Below are 20,060 nucleotides of genomic sequence, written 5' to 3'. Positions count from 1 at the left end.
GCCGAAATTGGCGTGGACTTGGCCGTTTTCCCTGAGTTGGAAGAGGGCGATTATTATTGGCATGACTTAATCGGTTGTGCAGTGGTGAATACCGAAGGCTATCAAATGGGTGTGGTATCCGAAATGATGGAAACCGGCTCAAATGATGTCTTGGTAGTTAAAGCCAACGGTAAAGATGCTTTCGGCAAACAAGAGCGGTTAATTCCGTTTTTATACGAACAAGTAGTTAAAAGAGTCGATCTCACCACCAAAACCATTACGGTGGAATGGGACGCTGGTTTCTAACCTCAGGTATGCAGGAACGTAATAGTAGGGCTTTATGTGGATAGGGATCATTTCGTTATTCCCTGAAATGTTTAAAGCCATTACGGACTTTGGGGTAACAGGCAGAGCAGTTAAGCAAGACCTTTTGCAGATCCAGTGCTGGAATCCTCGAGATTTCACCTTGGATAAACATAAAACGGTGGACGACCGTCCTTATGGCGGTGGGCCGGGTATGTTGATGATGGTTCAGCCCCTGCGTGATGCGATACAAGCGGCACGAAAGGCAGCAGAACTTGCAAAAGGCGAGGGCGAAGTAAAGGTGATTTACCTTTCGCCTCAGGGCAGAAAACTCGATCAGGCAGGCGTGAAAACCTTGTCTGGCAACCAAAAGTTGATTTTGGTTTGCGGCCGCTACGAAGGCATTGATGAACGCCTAATTCAGGCAGAAATTGATGAAGAGTGGTCGATTGGGGATTATGTCTTAACAGGCGGGGAAATTCCTGCAATGGCATTGATTGATGCAGTTGCACGGTTTGTCCCAGGGGTGTTAGGCAAGCAGGCCTCGGCAGATGAAGATTCCTTTGCCACCGGGCTTTTAGATTGCCCGCACTACACCCGCCCAGAAGTGCTTGATGGCCAACCTGTACCGCCCGTGCTGATGTCGGGACACCACGAAGAAATCCGCAAATGGCGACTGGAACAGTCGCTAGAGCGAACGTGGTTAAGACGCCCTGAGCTATTGGAAAACCTAGCTCTGACTGGCGAACAAGCGGCGTTGTTAAGAAAAATCAAACAGCGTCATCAATAGATTCAGTTACATCTAGGAAAATTTTATTATGAGTAACATCATTAAACAAATTGAACAAGAACAGTTAAAACAAAACGTACCAAGCTTCCGTCCTGGTGACACTTTGGAAGTAAAAGTATGGGTAGTAGAAGGTAGCAAAAAACGTTTGCAAGCGTTCGAAGGCGTGGTTATTGCAATTCGTAACCGTGGCTTGCACTCAGCGTTCACCCTCCGCAAGATCTCTAACGGCGTAGGCGTTGAGCGTGTTTTCCAAACTCACTCACCAGTAATTGATACTATCACTGTTAAACGTAAGGGTGCGGTTCGTAAGGCCAAACTTTACTACCTACGTGAGCGCAGCGGTAAATCTGCACGTATCAAAGAGCGTTTGGGCGACTAATCGCAATCTGCAAAAGGCTTGGATTTCCAAGCCTTTTGTTTTTACAAGCGGGCAAAAACACAATGAAATTTGCAAAAAAATCGCATTTTCCAGCCGCTTGTTTTATTATTTATCCTTGTTTAAATACCAACCTAATAGATAAGCTATATTATTTTATTAAAATAAAAAAACTTATCTGTCAGAGATACTTTCAAAATTTCTTTTCATAAATCGTGATCTTAATCACAAGAATGGCATTCTCCCTTTGAACCAGCCTAGCTCATTTATTACCATATCAGGGTTAATCTTTCTTTTTTATTTTTTATGGAGTTGGATATGAAAACCAAATGGAATAAATTTGATCTCTTGTGGGTGCTAAATTTATTTGGCACGGCTGTTGGGGCAGGCGTACTCTTTTTGCCCATCAATGCCGGCACGAATGGCTTTTGGCCCTTGGTGGTGATGGCACTTCTGGTCGGGCCCATGACCTATTTGGCCCACCGTGGCCTGGCCCGCTTTGTGCTGTCGTCTAAAAAACCAGGCAGCGATATTACCCAAGTGGTCGAAGAACATTTCGGTAAAACCGCAGGAAAATTAATTACCCTCCTCTACTTTTTTGCTATTTTCCCCATTCTCTTAATTTATGGAAATGGCATTACCAATACCGTGGATTCTTTTATTGTCCATCAATTAGGCATGGCTTCCCCTAATCGAGCCTTGCTCTCCTTTCTCCTAATTGCAGGCCTTATTTCGGTCATGTTAATGGGGGAGAAAATCATGCTGAAAATTACCGAATTTTTGGTTTATCCCCTGGTTATTATTTTATTTGTCCTCTCCCTTTATTTAATTCCTGAATGGAATACCTCCATGTTAAATGAAGTGCCAAGTGCAGGCGCCTTTATCCACACCCTTTGGATAACCATTCCTGTCTTGGTTTTCTCCTTTAACCATTCCCCAGCTATTTCTTCCTTTGCCCAATCCCAGCAGCGGGAATACCAAGATGAGGCCTTAACAGAAAAACACGTTAGCCGCACTCTCAAAGGCACATCCAGCGTTCTCCTCTTCTTTGTTATGCTCTTTGTCTTTAGCTGCGTGCTTTCCCTCACGCCTCAAGATCTAGCCCAAGCCAAGGCAGAAAACATCAGTATTTTGTCTTATCTGGCCAATAAGTTCGACAACCCTTACATCTCTTATTTGGGGCCACTCATTGCCTTTTTGGCCATTACTAGCTCCTTCTTCGGCCACTACTTGGGCGCACGAGAAGGTTTAGAGGGCTTGATCAGAAAATGCACCCAAACTCAGGTTGAGCCTAAAAAATTAAACCGCTTCACGGCTGTCTTTTTCCTCTTTACCCTTTGGGGCGTGGCCATTATCAACCCAAGCATCTTAGGCCTAATTGAATCCCTAGGCGGGCCAATCATTGCCGCCATCTTGTTTATTATGCCAATGTATGCCATTGCCAAAATCCCTGCTATGAAACGCTACCAGGGCCAACTTAGCAATATTTTTGTTACCGTGATGGGGCTTATTGCCATTTCCGCTGTAGTTTACGGCCTCTTCTAAGCCACCTTTCTTTCAGGCTGCCTTGGCTTTGATCGGCCCAGGCAGCCTTTATTGCTTTACTTCCCGCCAATTATTGTTAGAATGCCGCCCGTTTTATGAGATCTTATAGGTTGATAACAGCATGAAAAAATTACTCCTGCCAGCCCTGCTTGTCCTCATCAGCGCTTGCAGCACCTCGTCTAAGCAAACAGCCTTCCCTGGGGAATTTGCCAATGCCGATTATGTATTAAGCGATAAGGATGCCCAACGCTGGGTGGCACTCAGCCGCCAGGCAGAAGCCTGTATTTACCCCAACTTAACCCGCATTCAGCAGCAACATTTTTCCAAGGAAGATGCCTATATTCATTCCCAATATGTCTTTTTCTACCCGCTTGAAGAGGTTATCGGGGCCGATTATGTGAAGATCTTACAAGAAGATGAAAAATCCATGGGCTATGCCACCTTGCTCTTTAAACAATACAAACAAAGCGATTATAAGCCCCTTAAGGCCCAACAATGCGAGGTCTTACGCAAGCAGGCACGGGATGATTTGGCCGTGGTGAAGGGCCAATATATGAGCGGTATGGCTGAACAAGCTGCCACAGAACCCAATAATCCTGATGGTGTCGCCACAGGCCAAAATAAATTTTTCTTTGATATTATCAAGTGGGGCGCCGCCCTCCTGCTCTAATCTCCTCCAAAGTGCGTTTGTTTTTTAAACGCACCTCCATTTTTTGTGAACTCCGTCACATTTCAGTAAAAAATTTTCCTATTTTACTGCCCTTCTCTTAACATTTGTTTTACACTTAAAAGATAATTATTCTTATTTATATAAAGAGGTTCTAATGATTATTTCATCTGCAAATGACTACCGAGAAGCGGCCCGCCGTAAAGTTCCACCGTTTATGTTCCACTATGCCGATGGCGGCTCTTATGCGGAACAAACCCTCAAACGTAATATTAGTGATTTAGAAGATATAGCCCTCAGACAACGGGTCTTAACCGATATGTCTGAATTAAACACCGAAATTGAACTCTTTGGCGAAAAACTCTCCATGCCTGTTGCCCTTGCCCCTGTCGGTGCCTGTGGTATGTATGCCCGCCGTGGTGAGGTGCAGGCGGCCAGAGCGGCAGACAACAAGGGCATTCCCTTTACCCTTTCAACCGTGTCTATCTGCCCCATTGAAGAAGTGGCGCCTGCCATCAAGCGCCCAATGTGGTTCCAGCTTTATGTTTTAAAAGACCGTGGCTTTATGAAAAATGCCCTTGAGCGGGCCAAGGCCGCTGGCTGCTCCACCCTCGTTTTCACCGTAGATATGCCAACCCCAGGCGCCCGCTACCGCGATATGCACTCAGGCATGAGCGGCCCTTACAAGGAAATCCGCCGTATCCTACAAGGCATCACCCACCCTTTCTGGGCCTGGGATGTGGGCATTAAGGGCAAGCCACACACGCTGGGTAATGTGTCCAAATATATGGGTAAGGATGTGGGCCTAGATGACTATATCGGCTGGCTAACCGCCAACTTCGACCCGTCCATTTGCTGGAAAGACCTAGAGTGGATCCGTGAATTCTGGGATGGCCCAATGGTTATCAAGGGGATTTTAGACGCAGAAGATGCCAAGGATGCCGTCCGTTTCGGGGCAGATGGGATTGTGGTCTCTAACCACGGCGGCCGCCAGCTAGACGGCGTGCTTTCTTCTGCCAAGGCCCTGCCGGCCATTGCCGATGCGGTGAAGGGTGACATCAAAATTCTCGCCGATGGCGGTGTGCGTAACGGGCTAGATGTGGTGCGGATGATCGCCCTCGGTGCCGATGCCACCATGCTGGGCCGTGCCTTTGTCTATGCACTGAGCACCGCCGGCCAGGCAGGTGTGGAAAATATGCTCGACATCTTCAAGAAAGAAATGCGGGTGGCCATGACGCTGACCAGCAACAAAACCATCAGCGACATCAGCCCAAGTGCCTTGGTGGATTTTAGTAAGATCTAATCAACCTTTTGATAGTTTGATTGTCTCTTTGATGGCGCCACAACTGTTCAAAACCTTACCATTGAACTTAAATAGCCTTTTGTAGGGACGCATTGCATGCGTCCGTTACGATATTTATGCCTCATCAATATTTGATATAATGTCTTGTTTGTGGACGCATGCAATGCGTCCGTTACGATATTTATGCCTCATCAATATTTGATATAATGTCTTGTTTGTGGACGCATGCAATGCGTCCCTACCGATCACGTTTAATCACATTTTGATGTTTTGGACAAGATGGGGTGGACGCTGGCGCCATCCTTACCATCCCTATTCTTCTCTACCCACTTATTTTCAAATGCCGGCAATCTCCATCCAAGATCCCCTGCTTTTTCAGCTCACGGCTGACCCGAATGGCCGTTTCGGTTTCGCAGCCTGAAAACTCGGCAATTTCCCGATAGGTCCAAGGGTAATCAGGGTAACGCTGGGTCAGGCTCACAATAGTTTCCATAACCCGCTCATAACTGCGCTTATAGGCCGTTTGAGCCAAACGCCGCTCGGCATCTTGCAACTCCACCGCAAGCTGTTGGATTAAGGCATTGGTAAGGCTGGGATTGCTGGCCAGGAACTTGGATTTGTCTTGAAGATGAAGGCGTAAAATATCAGCCGTTTGCAAAACCTTGGCTGAACAATGGTAGCGATTATCGCCAAAGAGGGTGCGAAAGCCAAAATAATCGCCCGAATGATAAAGCCGCACCAGGCTCTCCTTGCCATTTTCCAGGGTATGGTAAAGCCCCACCAGGCCCGACTGCAAAAAATAAAACTCACGGGCGGCATCCCCCTGAGTATAAATAATCGATCCTTTAGATAAGGCCTCTAGTTGAGAAAGCTGGCAGTCTGTCAGCTGGCTGGGCAAAAGCGGTCTCATTCTCTCCATGGTGCAACTCCCTTTTTCTGCCTACTATACAAACTTATCCGCCCCGCTGCCACCACCAATCCTTAAAAGTGTTAAGTCCTTCGCAAAATTTTCCAATCAACAAGCGGTGGGTTTGAGGCGTTTTTTTGCAAAAAACCGCCCCCATTTCCCCGCTTGTCGGGCTACTTGCCCTTGTGATAACGCCTTTCCTCTTGCACAAAATGCTCCAGTTGAGGCAGGACTTGGACGATCAGCTCTAGCTGCTGGGAAAGCAGGTTGGCCCGTTCATCGGCCTGGGTTTGGTTGGCTAGTTGTTTGAGCTGCTGGCTGATTTGTTCAAGATCTGGGCCAATCTTTTGGCCTGTGGCCAGGGCTTCTAGCAAGCGGGAAACTTGTTTGCTCTGCTTGAAAAAAACCGCCGAAAAGTCAATCTGGTGGTTGATTTGGCTGCTCTCTTGGCGATGAGCGCCTAGAGCGGCGATGTAGCTTAGAAGCGTGTGGCTTAGCTCCAAGAGGGTGGGGGCAAAGGTCAGAGCCTCTCGGTATTTAACGGGTTCGCTCAACATATTGGACACGGCCGTACTTAAATTGGCCACGCTGTTCTGGGCCGAGCGGCGGACAATGCGGTAGGCCAGCTGATCCTGATAGCCAAATTGCAGTTGAGCAACGATGTGGCGCAGGTAGAGGGCGCTGTCCTTGAGCGTTTGTTTGAGGCTGGTGTGGAGATTGGTGTACTTCCAATCAGGGAAAATATAGGCCACCCCCACCCAGGCGATAGCCACGCCCAAGAGGGTGTCGAAAATGCGGGGCAGCATGGCTTCATTGGCACCAAGCCCAATCACATCAAAGCTGATCAAGACCTGCACCGTAATAAAGAGCACTGAAAAGCTGTAGCGATTATTGCGGAAGAAGAAAAAGAGGGTGCTGGAGGCCACAATCATACCCAGTTGGGCTTCTAGGCTGGGCGAGAGGTAGCGGAAGGACAGGCCGATAACCACGCCCACCACCGTGCCGATAACCCGCTGAACCAGGCGTTTTTTGGTGGCCGAATAGTTGGGTTGGCAGACCAAGATGGCGGTCAGCAAGATCCAATAGCCCATGTTGAGCTCGAAAAATTCCACCAGCGAGCTACAGACAAAAACCACCGCCGCCAGCCGCAGGGCATGGCGGAAGAGCTGGGAGGACAGATTGCACTGACCCTTAACCACCCGCCACATATTACGCAGGCCCGACACGTTTTCCCCAATCAGGCGGGAAGACTTGGGCGGCAGGCTAAGTGCGGTTTGTTGGGCGGCCAGCTGGCGGAATTGCCCCTCAATATTTTGCAGGTTCTCCGCCATGGTTTGCAATTTATAGAGGTTTTTCACCCCCTTGCTGCGGTGAAAGGCCAGGGCATTTTGCATGCCCTGCCCGGCCTTTTCCCCCAAGGGGCTGGGCTGGTAGGCCTCGTTATAGCGAATGGCATGGGCAATCTGGCGACATTCTTCGGCCTGCTGTGTCAGGATGCGTTGCAGGCGGAAAATGAGATCGCTGTGGACAAAGCCCTGAAAGAGCGGCTGATACTGGGAATGGCTGGAACTGGCTCGCTCCCAAATCTCTTGGCCGGCAAAATAATAACGCAAGAGCCGCTGGGTACGGGGGTAGCGGTGGAGATCCTTAAGGCGATAAAACAGCGACACCCTAGCCTTGTCGAACTGGCCCATCACGAGGCTGTTGGCCTTGGCCAGGGCCAACTGTTTGGCCGGCAAATTGTCGGTATCGTCAGGGTCAAAAATGGAGGCCTTGAGTTTGAGGTAATCGCTCAAGGCTTCAAAATACTGGGCCACATTTTCCTGCACAGCTCGGTTGGGGAAGAGCAAGTAAACCAGCATAGACACCAGCCCATAGAGCAAAGCACCCGCCACGATTAAGAGGGTGTTGGCATACCAAATTTGGCCTGGCATATAGGCCAGGGTGGTGTAAACCGAAACCAAAAGCGTGCCAAAGGCAATGGTGCGGTAGCGGTTGCCAATAGCCCCTAGCATAACCACCGCAAAGGCAATGAAAGTCACCAGCGGGACAAAAAGCCAGCCGTGGCTCAGGGCCAGTTGGGAGCTCAGGGAGGAAATGCTAAAGGCAATCAGGGTAAAAAAGAGGTTTTTAAGCCGCCCTGTTAAGCGGTTGTCCAAGTCTGACAGGCCGGCTGCGATAATGCCCAAAATCAGCGGCATGGTATGGGCTGAAATATTGAGCTGCCAAATCAGCAAAGCAGCCAGGTTACAGGCAATAAAAATGGGCAGGCTGTCGAGAATATTCGCCGAAAGCCAGGTGGACAAGGTGCGTTTGAGGGTGGTTTTCATAGGATTGCGTCAGGATTTTTGCAAGAATTTACCCCAATCAACCCGCTTGTGGCAAGTGCAAGCGGGTTGATTGAGGGGATTTTTTGCAAATCTTTGACCTAAAGCGGGCTTTCGATCTGCAAGGCTTCTTGTAAGTCCATAATGGCCAGCAGTAAGCAGGCCCTAACGGCTTTTTCATAGCGGGCCAGTTTCATTTGATAGACCACAGAATCTTGATTGGCTAGGGGCAGTCTGGGCATAAGGTCAAAGAGGGACCTGTCCTTCACCACCCTCAGTTCTTCAATAAAGGGCTGAACTAATTCGCTGCTTAGGCTGTGTTCCTGCTCATCATTATTAAGCTGCTGTTTGAGGGTGATAAAGGCGGAAATATCGTAGAAGACATCATGAGAAATCACGCCTAAACCTAGCAGAACCTTGAGGCGGATAGACAGATCAGCCAGCGGGCCGGCACTTTCAAAGAGGGAATCGACCACCGATTTGATGGCGAAATCGGTCTTACGAAAAACACGGTTGATGAGCTCATCGACTGAGCCTTCAAACATGGCCACCGAGGCAATGATAAACCCCCTTAGGGTGGTGGTTTCTTCTAGTTTTTCGTAGGTCACAGTAAGTCCTTTCAAAAATGATAGCGCCAGCCTCCAGGCTGGTGCTGATAGCGCTTTGATATAAGGTACAAGCCTGGAGGCTTGCGCCATCATATTGGCTTAGTAAGCTGCCACAATTTTGCCGACTAAATCCTTATCCGTCAATTCACTATATTTAGCCAATGTAGCTTCCAAGCCGTGATTTGCAATAAAATCAGCTAATTCCACCGCTTGTGGGTCGGCTTGGTTGCGGTAGTGTAGGGCGGCGGCGATGGCCTTAAGTAAATTGTCGTTTGGCAGGCCGTATTCCAGCGTGCCACGCAAAGGCTTAATAAGGCGATCATTTGGGCTAAGTTTGCGTAGCGGTTCACGGCCGACTCTGTCCACATCGTCCACCAAATAGGGGTTGGCAAAGCGTTTGAGGATTTTCTCAATATAGCTGGCGTGGGCGGCGGGCTCAAAGCCGTAACGCTTAATTAAGACTGCCCCACTTTCTTCCATTACTGCCTTGACCTGTGCCTTAATGGCTGCATCTTCAATGGACTCTTTAACAAAGCGATAGCCGGCCTGCTTGCCCAAATAGGAGGTCACAGCATGGCCGGTGTTGAGGGTAAAGAGTTTACGCTCGACAAAGGCCATAAGGTTGTCGGTCAGCTCCATACCTGCAATTTTCGGAATGTCGCCCTTGAATTGGGTTTGATCAACAATCCATTCGCTAAATTCTTCCACGGTGACTTGCAGCGGATCTTGCTCGTTGGCTTCCACAGGTGGCACGATTCTGTCCACAGCCGAATCCACAAAGCCCACATAAGGCGCAACTTTTTCCTGCTGCTCGGCGGTGAGCTGGGCGAAAACCTCTTCTTTGAGGAAGGTCGTTCCCCGCACCATATTTTCACAGGCGATAATGTTGAGCGGTTGAGTTTTGCCGCTGGCCATGCGGTTGAGCAAGCCCTGGGCGATAGTGCCTGCAATGATTTTAAGCACGTTTGGCCCAACGGCGGTAGTAACTAAATCCACTTCTTGGAAGAGGGCTACGACATCTTGGGCGTTTTTGGAATTAACACCCCGTACGTTTTGCACCTGTTCGACCACATTTTTATCTTCGCCCACGATTTTAACCCCGTAGGAGCCTTGTTGGTTGAGCAGGTCGATAACCTTGTCGTTCACATCGGCAAAGATAACCTCAAAGCCGGCGTCTGCTAATAATTTACCAATAAAGCCACGGCCAATATTGCCTGCACCGAAATGTAATGCTTTCATGTTTTGTCCTTATCTTAGGGAAACCTAGCACGAGCCGTGCTAGGTTACTTAGTTGAGCCACGCTGTGGCTCTAAGCCGTGGAACGGCTTAATTTGAGTAGCCCCATACGGCTCGTATGGGGTGTTTTTAATTCTAAGCGTTAAGCAACTTCAATACCTGTTCCACATTGCCTGTGGTGGTGAGGATTTCAATGGCCTCATCACTGTCTAGGGCGTTGGTGATGGCTGAAACCACCTGAATATGCTCATTGTTGCGGGCGGCGATGCCGATAACCAGCTTGGCAATGCCGTCTTCTTCATCGTTAAACCGCACACCCTCTGGGTATTGGCAGAAAACCACGCCTGTTTTGAGCACGGCTTCCTTGGCCTCAATGGTGCCGTGTGGTACGGCAACGCCCTCGCCTAGATAGGTGGAAACCAATTTTTCCCGCTCGAACATGGCGTCCACATAAGATGGCTCAACAAAGCCTGCCTTGACTAACTGTTCACCCGCAAAACGGATGGCCTCTTCCTTGTTGGCTGCTTTGAGATTGAGGAAGATTTGGCCGGCCTGTAGGTTGAAACCTGTTGGGGCTGGTGCGTCTTCCGCTTGTGGGGCAGCTACCGCTTGGGCCTGGTTTTCTGCCTTAATTTCGCTGACGAGATTATCGTAGAACTTGTTATCGAGGAAGTTGTTAAGGGAGAAGTGCATGGCGGTTGGCACTTGCTGTTTAGCACGCAGGGTCAGGTCTTGGTGGGTAATCACCATACGGGCATCGGCTGGTAGGTCGTTGATGGCACAGTTGGTCACCTCAATGTCTAGGCCCGCATCTTTAACCTTCTTACGCAACATACTGGCTCCCATGGCACTGGAACCCATGCCCGCATCGCAGGAAACAAAGATTTTGCGTAAGCCCTTGTAGCTGACTTCAACCGTATTGTGATCAACTGGTTTTGCAACTTTCATGGATTTTGAAGCCGCTTGTGCTTCCTCCAATGAACCCTCTTCTTTTTGGATCTTGAGGAAGAAGGCCGCAACAGCAAAGGAAACGGCGGTTGCTACGGCGACAGACGCACCCACGCCCATTAGAGAGGCTTTCGGGGTCATCAATAAGACCGCAATGATAGAGCCTGGAGAGGCTGGGGCAGTTAAACCTGCGTTAAAGAGGGTGAGGGTAAGCACACCTGACATCCCGCCTAAAATCACTGCAATTAAGAGGCGTGGGTTCATCAAGACATAAGGGAAGTAGATTTCGTGGATACCGCCGAAGAAGTGGATAATGCTGGCCCCACCGGCAGTTTGGCGGGCAGAACCCTTGCCGAAGAAGATGTAGGCAAGCAGCACGCCTAAGCCCGGGCCTGGGTTGGCTTCAATCAGGAAGAAGATGGATTGACCAAATTCTTGGGACTGTTGAATGCCCAATGGCGAGAAGATACCGTGGTTGATGGCGTTATTTAAGAAGAGGATCTTGGCTGGCTCAACAAAAATAGAGGTAAGAGCCAGTAGGTGGTTATCGACTAAAACTTGAACGCCAGCGGCCAAGAGATCGGTTAAGGCCTTAACCACCGGGCCCACTACCCAGAAGAAGAGGATGGCCAGGATCATACCGATAATGCCTGAGGAGAAGTTATTGACCAACATCTCAAAGCCGCTTTTGACCTTGCCATCCGCCCAGCGGTCAAAGCGTTTAATGGCCCAGCCGCCAGTCGGGCCGGCAATCATGGCCCCGAGGAACATAGGAATATCTGTGCCGATAATCACACCTGCGGTGGTAATAGCACCCACTACGGCTCCACGATCACCACCAACCAAGCGGCCGCCTGTGTAACCGATAAGGAGTGGAAGCAAGTAGGTAATCATAGGTGCAACCAGTTTAGCCAAGGTTTCGTTTGGCCACCAGCCTGTTGGAATAAAGAGGGCGGTAATAAAGCCCCAGGCAATAAATGCCCCGATATTAGGCATCACCATATTGGACAAGAAACGTCCAAAACTTTGGATTTTGACTTTTAATTCTGCTGAAATCATAAGATTCACCTTGAAGAAAATGGATTGAAAAGGGGGTTAAAAACCTGGCGAAAAATAGCACAGCAAAATAAAAAGACGAAATGAAAAAGTGAAAAAATGTGAACTAGATCACAAAATATTTTTGATGGAAAAATCAAAAATGTGATGTAGATCACACTTTTTATTTTTAGTAATAAAAAATGTGACCGAGATCACATTTTTTAAAGGAAGAAAGAGGGATAAATCAGGCCTAGCTTAAGCTATTAATCATCTCCAACACAATAGCCGAAGATTTTTCCGCTGCCAGGGGCAAGAACTCATCAAAGGAGAGGTGGGATTCCTTGTCGGCCACGTCAGAAATGGCTCTCACCACCACAAACGGTACTTCAAAGGCATGGCAGGTTTGGGCGATGGCGGCGGCTTCCATTTCTACGGCGGCCACGCTTGGGAAGGCTTGGCGGATTTGCTCAATGGCGGCCTTGCCATTCACGAACAAGTCGCCACTACAAACCAAGCCCGTCACCGCATTAAAGCCAGCTTGTTCGGTTTTGCGTTTGGCCAGTTCAATCAATTCTTGGTCGGCCACAAAGGCGGCTGGGTTGGCTGGCAGTTGGCCTTTTTCGTAGCCAAAGGCGGTGACATCCACATCGTGGTAGCGCACCTCATCGGAAATCACAATATCGCCCACGTTCAAGCTGCTGTTAAGGCCGCCTGCTGAACCCGTGTTGATCACTAAGTCGGGTTTGGCCTGTTGGAGCAAAAGCGTCGTGCCGATGGCCGCTGCCGTTTTGCCGATGCCTGATTGCAGGAGGGCGATTTTGGTGTGGTTGATCTTGCCCTCAAAAATCTTGCAACCTGCAACTTCGGTGGTTTTCACATCCACCATCACATTGCGTAAAATTTCAACTTCTTGTGCCATAGCACCAATAATACCAATTTTCATCTGTCGGTTTGTCCTTCTTGTTATTGTTAGAAAATGGCGGCTAATATAGCTAAATTCAGGCTACTTGCATAGCTTTTCAATCAGCTCCAGCACGATGGGCAGCTCTGTTACGCCTTGTCTGTCTAGAAAGTGTCCGCCTGTGTTAAGGCGAATGTAGTCGGCCCCCAAGTGTTGGGCTAGGGCATCGGTGTAGTGGTGAGGGACGATCTCATCATCAAGGGCGGCCACCGCAAAGGCCTTGGGCGGCAAACAAGCGGGCTGGTTTTGGTAAAAATCTGCAAAAGGGTTTAGCTCGGGCAGGGTATCCAGGGCTTGATGAAAACCTGATACAAAGACACAGCCTAGAGGCTGCTGGGTTTGGGTGGCTAAGAAATTCAGAGCAGCAATGCAGCCCAGGCTGTGGCCAACCAAAATGGTTTGGCTATCCAGCCTGATGTGAGCCTGCAAATAGGCCTGCCAGGCCTGGGGAGTTGGGTTGGAGGCATCGGGCATGGCCAAGCGGGTGCAGGCAATTTGGCCTTTGGCCAGTTCCGCTTCTAGCCAAGGGAACCAGTGTTTGTCGGGGGAGGCGGTGTAGCCGTGGATAATATAAACCTGAGGCATAATTTTTCCTTCTAAATATTTTGGGCTATACTATAGCCTTAAATTGGAGGAAAAATGAAGTCATCTTTGTTACATTTTATACGAATTTTTTATATCCGCTTTCAGGAAAACAAACTGACCGTACATGCAGGCTACCTAACCTACAGCACGCTTTTGGCCATTGTGCCCTTGATTATGGTGATTTTTTCGGTCTTTTCGGCCTTCCCTATTTTTGAGGAGGTCACCGGCCAGCTCAAGGGCTTTATCTATTCCAACTTCGCCCCTAATGCGGGGGACATGGTTCAGGAATATATTGATAATTTTGTCAGCAATACCAAGCAGATGAGTGCGGTGGGGATCATCGGTTTGATTGTGGTCGCCCTGATGCTGATTTTCAGCATTGATAACACCCTCAACGATATGTGGCACAACACCAAAATGCGTTCGCCCCTGGTCTCCTTTGCCATTTATTGGATGATCCTAACCCTGGGCCCGATTTTAGGCGGGGCCAGCATTGCCATCAGCTCCTATATTTTCTCCATGGAAATCTTTAGCGAGGATGGGGTCTTTTCCTTTGGCTACCACCTGCTCAAGCTAGCCCCCTTCTGTTTAACCTGGCTGATGTTTACCCTGGTTTATACCGTGGTGCCTAACACTAAGGTTCTCTTCCGCCATGCCGCAGTCGGGGCACTTTTGGCCGCCATCTTCTTCACGCTCGGCAAGCAAGCCTTTGTTTGGTATATCACCACCTTCCCATCCTACCAGGCCATTTATGGCGCCCTGGCCACCCTGCCGATTATGATTGTGTGGATTCACGCTAGCTGGTTGGTCGTCCTTTTAGGCGCCCAATTTGCCGCCGTCTTGAAGGATAGAATGTTAATTGAAGAAGGTGAACTGAGCCTGTCTGAAGACGGTAAGGCCATCCAATGATTGCCTTAATTCAACGGGTCAAATGGGCCAAGGTGGAGGTGGAAAGTCAGGTTATTGGCCAGATTGAGCAAGGCCTCTTGGTTTTACTTGGGGTGGAACAGGGTGATGATCAGGCCAAGGCTGATCGCCTGCTGGATAAGGTCTTGGGCTACCGTATTTTTGCCGACAGCCAAGGCAAGATGAACCTCAACGTTCAGCAGGCTGGTGGCAGCCTCTTGGTGGTTTCCCAGTTTACCCTGGCCGCTGACACCCAAAAGGGCCTACGCCCCAGCTTTTCCAAGGGAGCCAGCCCCCAAGAGGCCGAGGCCCTTTACGATTATTTTCACCAACAAGCGGCCCAAAAACTCCCCGTTTCTACAGGCCAGTTTGCGGCCGATATGCAGGTTAGCTTACAAAATGATGGGCCAGTGACCTTTTGGTTGCAGGTCTAAAAGAGACATAAAAAATGCTAGGCCAAGGCCTAGCATTTTTCTTGTTCTAACGTGTCCCATAAACCACAATGGTTTTGCCGTGGGCGGCAATAGTGCCGTCATCTTCCAGCATTTTTAAGATCCTGCCCACCGTTTCACGGGAACAGCCCACCATCTGGCCGATTTCTTGGCGGGTAATTTTAATCTGCATACCCTCTGGATGGGTCATGGCATCGGCCTGCTTGGCCAGGTTCATCAGGGTATTGGCAATACGGCCTGCCACATCTAGGAAAGCCAGGTTACGCACCTGCATGGAGGTGAAACGCAGGCGGCGGGCCATTTGGGCAGACAGGTACATGAGAATATCTGGGTTAAGATTGACCAGTTGCTTGAATTTTTTGTAGGAGATTTCAGCTACCTCACAGGTGCCCTTGGTGCGAACCCAAGCGGTGCGTTTTTGCACAGTTTCTTCAAAAAGGCCAATCTCGCCGACAAATTCCCCCTGGCATACATTAGACAGGATCATTTCCTTGCCTTCTTCGTCCTTGATAAAGACCGCCATAGAGCCGCTAATCAGGTAAAAGAGGGTTTCCGCATCTTCACCAGCGTGAATGAGGGTGGTTTTGGCGGGATAGCGGTGGATATGGCAATGGGTGAGAAACCACTCCATGGTTGGGGAATGCATTGGCAGCACAGGGATGGGTGGAATGGTTTTTGATAAATCCTGCATACGATCCTCTATAAATCATTTATAGCTTAACACAGGCAAATTGTAACACGAGCTTTACAATTAACCTAAAAAAGAATTTTTGTCTTTAATATCAAGGCTTTGGTGAAGTTCAGACCAAACAATCACCACCTCCTCTCGCTCCAACATCTTGCGTAAACGCTGCTTTTTGGTTGCCAGCGACAGCTCAACTGCCCCGTAGTCCGTCCCCTCTCGCAGGACAACGGACTCAATCACGTTCATCAGGGTTTCTTCTTCAAGAGATTGCCAAGGAATAATCATACGTTACTCAAAAATCGGCTTAATTAAAAGCCATTGTTTTTCAAAATGCTGGTGTTGGTTGTATTTAAAGTTAGAGCGAACCAGGCGCAAGAACTGGCCCTCGCAGAAGGTGACCAAATAACCCGCCAGCACCCGCACATCCATGTCAAAGGTTTGGCCTTCACGCAGCTTGCGTAGTTGCAAAATGTTGGTGAATTGCAGCTCCAGGCTGTCGAAGAACTTGGCCACACGATTTTGCAGAGCTTCATCTTCAAACATAAGGGCATGGCCCGTCAGCAGGCGGGTAACGCCTGGGTTTTTCTGGGCAAAGGCCAGGATGGTATTCAAGATCCCCTTGACCCGGCTCATGGTGTCCTTTTCATTGCGATTGACCGCATTGATGTAGCTAACCAAAGTGGCCTCAATGTTTTCTAAGAGCGCCTCATACATCTTGCTCTTGCTGGGGAAATAGCGATAAAGGGCCCCCTCCGACACGCCGACCGCAGCGGCCAGGCGTTCGGTCGTAATCCGCTGCATGCCCTCTTCGGAGTTGAGCAAGCCCACCAAAACTTCCAGCACCTGCTGGCGGCGTTCTTTGACCGATTTCTTCGGCATTTTTACCTTTGGCTCTGTCATTACTGCTTCCCTGAATGGCCAAATCCACCCTCGCCCCGCTGGGTTTGGGCGAAGTCATTAACGATGTTAAAAGAAGCTTGCACCACCGGCACAAAGACCAGCTGGGCAATGCGGTCGCCCACCTCAACAGTAAAGGGCTGCTCGCTTCTGTTCCAAAGAGAAACCATGAGCGGGCCTTGGTAATCCGAGTCAATCAAACCCACCAAATTGCCCAGAACAATCCCATTCTTATGGCCCAGGCCTGAGCGGGGTAAAATCACTGCCGCCAGATTGGGGTCTGCAATATAAATAGAAATCCCGGTTGGGATTAGCACGGTTTGGCCGGCTTCTACCGTCATCGGGCCATCGATCAAGGCTCGTAAGTCCAAGCCTGCCGAACCCTCTGTGGCATAGGCCGGCAGGGGAAATTCACTGCCAATCCGTCTGTCTAAAATTTTTAAGTCGATTTGTTTCATTTATGTATTGTCCCTTATATTTTCTATAATCTATATTTTCGCTTTTGATAGCGCCAGCCTCCAGGCTAGTGCTAATAAAGCTAAGGCACCAGCGAGGACGCTGGCGCCATCAGTGAATGGATTGGTAGCGTGAAATAATCTCCTCCACCAACACTTCCGCCAACTTCTCCTTACTCATCAGCGGCAAGGCTTTTTCCCCATTATGCCAGAAGAGTTGAAGAGCGTTTTGATCAGCGTTAAAGACTTGGCCGCCTGACACATCATTTGCACAAATTAAGTCCAAGTTCTTACGCTCTCGCTTAGCTTTGGCGTAATCTGCCACATTCTGGGTTTCAGCGGCAAAGCCCACTACAAAGGGGCGGTTTGTCTCCATGGCTGCGATGCTGGCGATAATATCGGGGTTTTTGACCAGTTTTAGGGTCAGCTCCCCATTGTCATCGGTTTTCTTGATTTTCTGGTCAGCTACCTCAGCCACACGGTAATCAGCTACCGCCGCACAGCCGATAAAGATATCTGCAAGCGGGGCGATTTCCTCCGCTTTTTGCAACATCTCCTGGGCGGAAACCACATCAAAGCGATCCACATGAGCTGGCGTGGCCAGATTGGTAGGGCCTGAAATTAGGCTGACCTTGGCTCCCCGTTTAGCGAAAGCAGATGCGATGGCATAGCCCATCTTGCCTGAACTGTGGTTGGAAATATAACGCACGGGGTCAATGGCCTCACGGGTGCCGCCGGCAGTAATCGCAATATGCAAGTGAGCCAGGTCTTGCTTGCCCTGAAAGTGCTTACAAACCGCTTCAAAAATCTCGCTAGGTTCGGCCATTCGGCCCTTGCCCACATCGCCACAGGCCTGAAAGCCGCTATTGGGGCCGATCAGTTCAACACCATCCTCAACCAAGCCTTGCAAATTTCGCTGCACAGATGGCCGCTTGTACATCTGCTGGTTCATGGCTGGTGCCAGCATGAGGGGGGCAGGCGTGGCCAGGCAAAGGGTGGAAAGGAGATCGTTGCCCAGGCCCAGATTGAGACGGGCAATAAAGTCGGCCGAGGCTGGAGCAATCACAACCAAATCCGCCCACTTGGCCAGCTCAATATGGCCCATGGCCAGTTCAGCCTGAGGGTCTAACAAGGAGGTGGAAACCGCATTGCCTGAAATGGCCTGCAAGGTAAGCGGGGTGACAAAGGCTTCTGCCGCAGGGGTTAAGACCACCCGCACCTCTGCATTGGCGGTTTTAAAATGGCGGATAAGTTCGATGGTCTTATAGGCGGCAATCCCGCCTGTAATGCCCACCAGGATTTTTTTATGGCTTAACATGGCACTCGTTGAAAGGAATAATTGGCCACCATTTTACGCAAAGAAGCGGCCGCTCACAAGCAGGATTTCCATGAAAAAACCGCTTGCAGTTGCCCACAAGCGGTTATGTTTTATGGTTTTTTTACACTATTCTTTCGGCAAACGTTTTACCGCTAGAATTAAGCCGCCCCAAAGGATGGATAGGGCAACAACCATCATAATAATTGCACTGGTACTCATCTTAATCTTCCTCTTGAATTTGATGGGCCTCTAAGACTTCTTTCTTCCATTTTAAGCGGGAGAGCAAGAAGGAAACCACTAATAAACTCACAGCCATACCCCAACCGAAGGTGTTTACAAACCAGTTCGGGTAGCCCTCATAACCTTCGTTGAAGACCTTGGCCCCTTCACTAAAGAGCATAAAGGCCAAGACGCCGGTGGTTAAAACGATGCAGAAGCGCCAGAAGAAACCGACCTTGAAGGAAGAGGTTTTGTTGATGTGTTGGCCAAGCACGCCTAATTTTTCGTCTGACACAATCACAATCAAGGACACAAAGGCCACGGCCACGATGCCGAAGTAGTTTACAAACTTATCTAACACATCCAACATCGGCAGGCCGGTTGTTGTGCCAAAGAGAACGACAGAAAGGAACATCATTGGCAGGCCAACAATAAAGGTCACGGCCACACGGCTGACGTTGAGCTTGTCTTGAACGGCTGAAATAATCACTTCAATAACCGAAATAAAGGAGGTTAAGGCAGCAAAGGTGAGGGAGCCGAAGAAGAGCACGCCCAAGATTTCGCCAAATGGCGCCTGGTTAATGATGGTTGGGAAGGCAAAGAAGGCCAAGCCAATTCCACCCTTGGCCACTTCGCTAACCTCTTGGCCAGCAACTGTTGCCATAAAGCCCAGGGCTGCGAACACACCGATACCGGCCAATAATTCAAAGCCACTGTTGGCAAAGCCGACCACTAGGCCGCTGCCGGTGAGGTCTGAATCTTTCTTGAGGTAGGAGGCGTAGGTGATCATGATCCCGAAGCAGATAGACAATGAGAAGAAGATCTGGCCATAGGCCGCAATCCACACACTTGGGTCAGCCAGTTTTGCCCAGTCTGGGGTGAAAAGGGCATCCAAGCCCTTGGCCGCACCGGGCAATGTGAGGGCATAGACCACTAAGATAACAAACATGACCACCAAAATAGGCATTAAGATGCTTGAGGCCTTGGCAATCCCCTTTTGCACGCCCAGGGCTAATACGCCAAGGGCAATGAGCCAAGCGGCTACAAGCGGGCCTGTCACCATGCCAACAAACTCAAAGCTAACCCCTTGGGTGATGTCACCCATTTTGAGGAATTCGCCAATAAAGAAGTCGATTGGCTTGTCGCTCCAGGCGCCATTGACGGAGAAATAGGTATAGCTGGCCGCCCAGCCTAAAACCACCGCATAGTAAATACCGATGATAACATTGACCATAACCTGCCACCAACCGAAGGTTTCAAAGTGTCGGCTGAAACGGCGATAGGACAAGGGCGCCCCGCCACGGTGGCGATGGCCAATGGCATAATCTAAGAAAAGCAGGGGAATACCGGCCGTTAAAAGGGCGATAAGGTAAGGAAGAATGAAGGCGCCGCCGCCGTTTTCATAGGTGGTATAAGGGAAACGCCAAATGTTACCCAAGCCCACGGCTGAACCGATAGCAGCAAGGATAAAGGCCTTGCGGCCTGAAAAGGTTTCACGTTGTGGAACCGATGAATTTACACTTGCCATAAGTAAGTTACCTCTAAACTAAAAATA

General features: G+C 49.5%; 21 protein-coding genes. 8 read left to right on the top strand and 13 right to left on the bottom strand.

The window, feature by feature from the left end:
* The first annotated feature begins 18 nt into the window (after positions 1–18).
* The 6 genes from A4G20_10990 (at position 19) to lldD (ending at position 4,963) form a co-directional block, all read left to right on the top strand.
* Positions 19–285, top strand: coding sequence for a 16S rRNA processing protein RimM (locus A4G20_10990; GenBank protein ID QIW16807.1), 267 nt, complete (start codon positions 19–21; stop codon positions 283–285).
* Positions 286–319: 34 nt separating this feature from the next.
* Complete coding sequence (locus tag A4G20_10985) at positions 320–1,072, top strand: tRNA (guanosine(37)-N1)-methyltransferase TrmD (GenBank protein ID QIW16806.1); 753 nt, start codon at positions 320–322, stop codon at positions 1,070–1,072.
* Between the two features lie 28 nt (positions 1,073–1,100).
* Positions 1,101–1,451 (top strand): 50S ribosomal protein L19, encoded by a 351-nt coding sequence (locus A4G20_10980; GenBank protein ID QIW16805.1) that lies wholly within the window; start codon positions 1,101–1,103, stop codon positions 1,449–1,451.
* 303 nt (positions 1,452–1,754) lie between these two features.
* Positions 1,755–2,993, top strand: coding sequence for a serine transporter (locus tag A4G20_10975; protein ID QIW16804.1), 1,239 nt, complete (start codon positions 1,755–1,757; stop codon positions 2,991–2,993).
* 121 nt (positions 2,994–3,114) lie between these two features.
* Positions 3,115–3,663: a hypothetical protein gene (locus A4G20_10970; GenBank protein ID QIW16803.1), complete on the top strand. Its 549-nt coding sequence runs from the start codon at positions 3,115–3,117 to the stop codon at positions 3,661–3,663.
* A 154-nt stretch (positions 3,664–3,817) separates the two neighbouring features.
* Positions 3,818–4,963: an alpha-hydroxy-acid oxidizing enzyme gene (gene lldD, locus A4G20_10965; protein ID QIW16802.1), complete on the top strand. Its 1,146-nt coding sequence runs from the start codon at positions 3,818–3,820 to the stop codon at positions 4,961–4,963.
* Positions 4,964–5,285: 322 nt separating this feature from the next.
* Here lldD and A4G20_10960 read toward each other — a convergent pair whose 3' ends face one another.
* The 7 genes from A4G20_10960 to A4G20_10930 all read right to left on the bottom strand — a co-directional run bounded on the left by A4G20_10960 (position 5,286) and on the right by A4G20_10930 (position 13,573).
* Entirely contained in the window at positions 5,286–5,882 is a 597-nt protein-coding gene (locus A4G20_10960; GenBank protein QIW16801.1) for a cAMP-binding protein, read from the bottom strand.
* Positions 5,883–6,043: 161 nt separating this feature from the next.
* Positions 6,044–8,200 (bottom strand): TIGR01666 family membrane protein, encoded by a 2,157-nt coding sequence (locus A4G20_10955; protein QIW16800.1) that lies wholly within the window; start codon positions 8,198–8,200, stop codon positions 6,044–6,046.
* Positions 8,201–8,298: 98 nt separating this feature from the next.
* A complete protein-coding gene (locus tag A4G20_10950) occupies positions 8,299–8,820 on the bottom strand; it encodes a mannitol repressor protein (protein QIW16909.1) in 522 nt (173 codons plus the stop codon).
* 84 nt (positions 8,821–8,904) lie between these two features.
* A complete protein-coding gene (locus A4G20_10945; protein QIW16799.1) occupies positions 8,905–10,044 on the bottom strand; it encodes a mannitol-1-phosphate 5-dehydrogenase in 1,140 nt (379 codons plus the stop codon).
* A 132-nt stretch (positions 10,045–10,176) separates the two neighbouring features.
* Positions 10,177–12,048, bottom strand: a complete 1,872-nt coding sequence (locus A4G20_10940; protein ID QIW16798.1) for a PTS mannitol transporter subunit IICBA — start codon at positions 12,046–12,048, stop codon at positions 10,177–10,179.
* Between the two features lie 229 nt (positions 12,049–12,277).
* Positions 12,278–12,970 (bottom strand): 5'-methylthioadenosine/S-adenosylhomocysteine nucleosidase, encoded by a 693-nt coding sequence (locus A4G20_10935; protein ID QIW16797.1) that lies wholly within the window; start codon positions 12,968–12,970, stop codon positions 12,278–12,280.
* Positions 12,971–13,030: 60 nt separating this feature from the next.
* Positions 13,031–13,573 carry an esterase gene (locus tag A4G20_10930; GenBank protein QIW16796.1) on the bottom strand — a complete coding sequence of 181 codons (543 nt, stop codon included), beginning with the start codon at positions 13,571–13,573 and terminating at the stop codon, positions 13,031–13,033.
* 54 nt (positions 13,574–13,627) lie between these two features.
* On the opposite strand from A4G20_10930, the gene A4G20_10925 reads away from it, so the two are divergent.
* A complete protein-coding gene (locus A4G20_10925; protein QIW16795.1) occupies positions 13,628–14,482 on the top strand; it encodes a hypothetical protein in 855 nt (284 codons plus the stop codon).
* On the top strand, positions 14,479–14,913 hold the full coding sequence (locus A4G20_10920; protein ID QIW16794.1) for a D-tyrosyl-tRNA(Tyr) deacylase: 435 nt from the start codon (positions 14,479–14,481) through the stop codon (positions 14,911–14,913). Before A4G20_10925 ends, A4G20_10920 begins: the two co-directional genes overlap by 4 nt.
* Before the next feature lie 46 nt (positions 14,914–14,959).
* Here the strand turns inward: A4G20_10920 and A4G20_10915 are convergent, their stop codons facing one another.
* The 6 genes from A4G20_10915 to A4G20_10890 all read right to left on the bottom strand — a co-directional run bounded on the left by A4G20_10915 (position 14,960) and on the right by A4G20_10890 (position 20,033).
* On the bottom strand, positions 14,960–15,622 hold the full coding sequence (locus tag A4G20_10915; protein QIW16793.1) for a transcriptional regulator Crp: 663 nt from the start codon (positions 15,620–15,622) through the stop codon (positions 14,960–14,962).
* A gap of 60 nt (positions 15,623–15,682) precedes the next feature.
* On the bottom strand, positions 15,683–15,901 hold the full coding sequence (locus tag A4G20_10910; GenBank protein QIW16792.1) for a hypothetical protein: 219 nt from the start codon (positions 15,899–15,901) through the stop codon (positions 15,683–15,685).
* A gap of 3 nt (positions 15,902–15,904) precedes the next feature.
* Positions 15,905–16,516, bottom strand: a complete 612-nt coding sequence (locus tag A4G20_10905) for a nucleoid occlusion factor SlmA (GenBank protein ID QIW16791.1) — start codon at positions 16,514–16,516, stop codon at positions 15,905–15,907.
* Positions 16,516–16,971, bottom strand: coding sequence for a deoxyuridine 5'-triphosphate nucleotidohydrolase (locus tag A4G20_10900; GenBank protein QIW16790.1), 456 nt, complete (start codon positions 16,969–16,971; stop codon positions 16,516–16,518). Before A4G20_10900 ends, A4G20_10905 begins: the two co-directional genes overlap by 1 nt.
* A 109-nt stretch (positions 16,972–17,080) precedes the next feature.
* Positions 17,081–18,286: a bifunctional phosphopantothenoylcysteine decarboxylase/phosphopantothenate synthase gene (locus tag A4G20_10895; protein ID QIW16789.1), complete on the bottom strand. Its 1,206-nt coding sequence runs from the start codon at positions 18,284–18,286 to the stop codon at positions 17,081–17,083.
* Positions 18,287–18,506: 220 nt separating this feature from the next.
* Entirely contained in the window at positions 18,507–20,033 is a 1,527-nt protein-coding gene (locus tag A4G20_10890; GenBank protein ID QIW16788.1) for a transporter, read from the bottom strand.
* Positions 20,034–20,060: the final 27 nt, after the last annotated feature.

Source organism: Pasteurellaceae bacterium RH1A, from assembly GCA_012221805.1.
Classification (GTDB): domain Bacteria; phylum Pseudomonadota; class Gammaproteobacteria; order Enterobacterales; family Pasteurellaceae; genus RH1A.
This window is presented reverse-complemented; position numbering and strand designations above follow the sequence as displayed.